This is a genomic window from Anaerolineales bacterium (assembly GCA_022866145.1).
Lineage (GTDB): Bacteria > Chloroflexota > Anaerolineae > Anaerolineales > E44-bin32 > PFL42.
In genome coordinates this window covers 1-1516 of the sequence record JALHUE010000479.1, presented here as the reverse complement: position 1 = coordinate 1516, position 1516 = coordinate 1, and the positions used below count along the sequence as shown (strand labels likewise).

Genomic DNA, 1516 nt, shown 5'->3' with positions numbered 1-1516 from the left:
GGCGACCTGTGGCTGGAAATCCCGGCGCTCGGCGTTCGGCGGGCCATCACCGGCGTCCCGCGGCAGGCCGAAGGTTGGGATGTCACCTGGCTCGGCGATCTCGCTGGCTATCTGGAAGGGACTGCCTTCCCGACTTGGAAGGGGAACAGCGTGATCACCGGACATGTCGTGGTGGCCAGTGGACTTCCCGGTCCGTTCGCCCGGCTAGGGCAGCTCGAATATGGGGACGCAGTCTTCGTGCATGCCTGGGGGGAGCGCTACCACTACGAGGTGCGCCAGGTATCGGTGGTCAAGCCCTCGGACTCCTCGATCTTCCGTCACGAGGCTCGCGCCTGGGTCACGCTGGTCACCTGCCAGGGCTATGATCCTAAGAGCGACACCTACCGGGAACGCCGGGTGGTGCGAGCTGTGCTGATGGAAGTCGACGGCGAGGCGGTGTCCGCTCCGCCAGCCATGGAGCGAGGCCGCTAGCATCTAGCCGCTCCAAGCGCAGGCCCGCGGGCAATGGCGCTGAGTCAAGAAGGGCCTCAAGCATCCTGTAGGCGCTTGTAGAAGCTGACCGAGCGCTCGACTTCCTGGTACCCCAGCCGACGGTGGACCAGCCAGCTGACGTCGTTGTCGACCTCGGTGTCTGACCCCATCTCAAGACAGCCGTGCCGACGTGCCCAGGCTTCCCCCGCCTGTGCCAACGCCGCCCCCACGCCCTGCTGGCGCCGCTCCGGCACGACAAACCACCCTTCCAGGTAGCCAACGGGCTGGGTGCGGCATCCCTCCGCCCAGGCGCGCAGACTGACTTCGAGAAACCCGATTGCCCCGGCCTCAGGCACGCTGGCCACGAAGCACATGTTGCTCTGCGGATCGTCGAGCAAAGCTCGCGCCTCTCGCCGGTGCAATTCGATCGGTTCCCTGGGCCACAGCCGTGCCCTCAAGCCGACCCACGCGTCGAGAACGTCCTCCGATGCGGGCTGAACCACAACGCGGGCACTCGCCTCGGATGTGCGCACGGGAACCTCTGTGGGCGCAGCCTCCCATCCATGGACGTCGAAGGTTCGGCCCTCCCGGTAGTTGGCGATGGCTCGCCTGATGTAGGGGATGGTGTTGGGTGGCAGGTCGTCCAGGTCCCGCCACATCAGGTCGTCGCACTTGTCCGGCTCCTGATTGCGCACTTCGCCTTCCCACGTCGGCGCGGCCAGGAAGAAATCGACGCGCTCATCGTTGGACTTGCGCTGCATCACACCCACGGCACGCAGGTCGCGCTCTCGAATACGCACCCCCACTTCCTCTTCGGCTTCGCGCACGGCGGCCTGGTAGACGGTCTCGCCAGAATCCACATGCCCCGCCACGACGCTGTAGTTGCCGTCCTCGTAGCCGGTCTGGAAACGCCGCAGCAGCAGCACCTGCCCTGCCTTCACCAGGAATAGATGGGCGGTGACGGGGACTTTCATTCTCTCGGGCACGCATGCTCTCCTGCGAGGACCCCACGTTCACGACCTGGGGCCCGCACTCTGTCTGTCAG

Annotated in this window: 2 protein-coding genes; one reads left to right on the top strand and one right to left on the bottom strand. The window is 66.0% G+C overall.

The features are described from left to right. Positions 1-471: sortase (locus MUO23_14065; GenBank protein ID MCJ7514076.1), on the top strand; the 471-nt coding region annotated here is incomplete at its 5' end. Positions 472-527: 56 nt separating this feature from the next. Here MUO23_14065 and MUO23_14060 read toward each other — a convergent pair. Then, positions 528-1457: a GNAT family N-acetyltransferase gene (locus tag MUO23_14060; protein ID MCJ7514075.1), complete on the bottom strand. Its 930-nt coding sequence runs from the start codon at positions 1455-1457 to the stop codon at positions 528-530. Between the last annotated feature and the right edge of the window lie 59 nt (positions 1458-1516).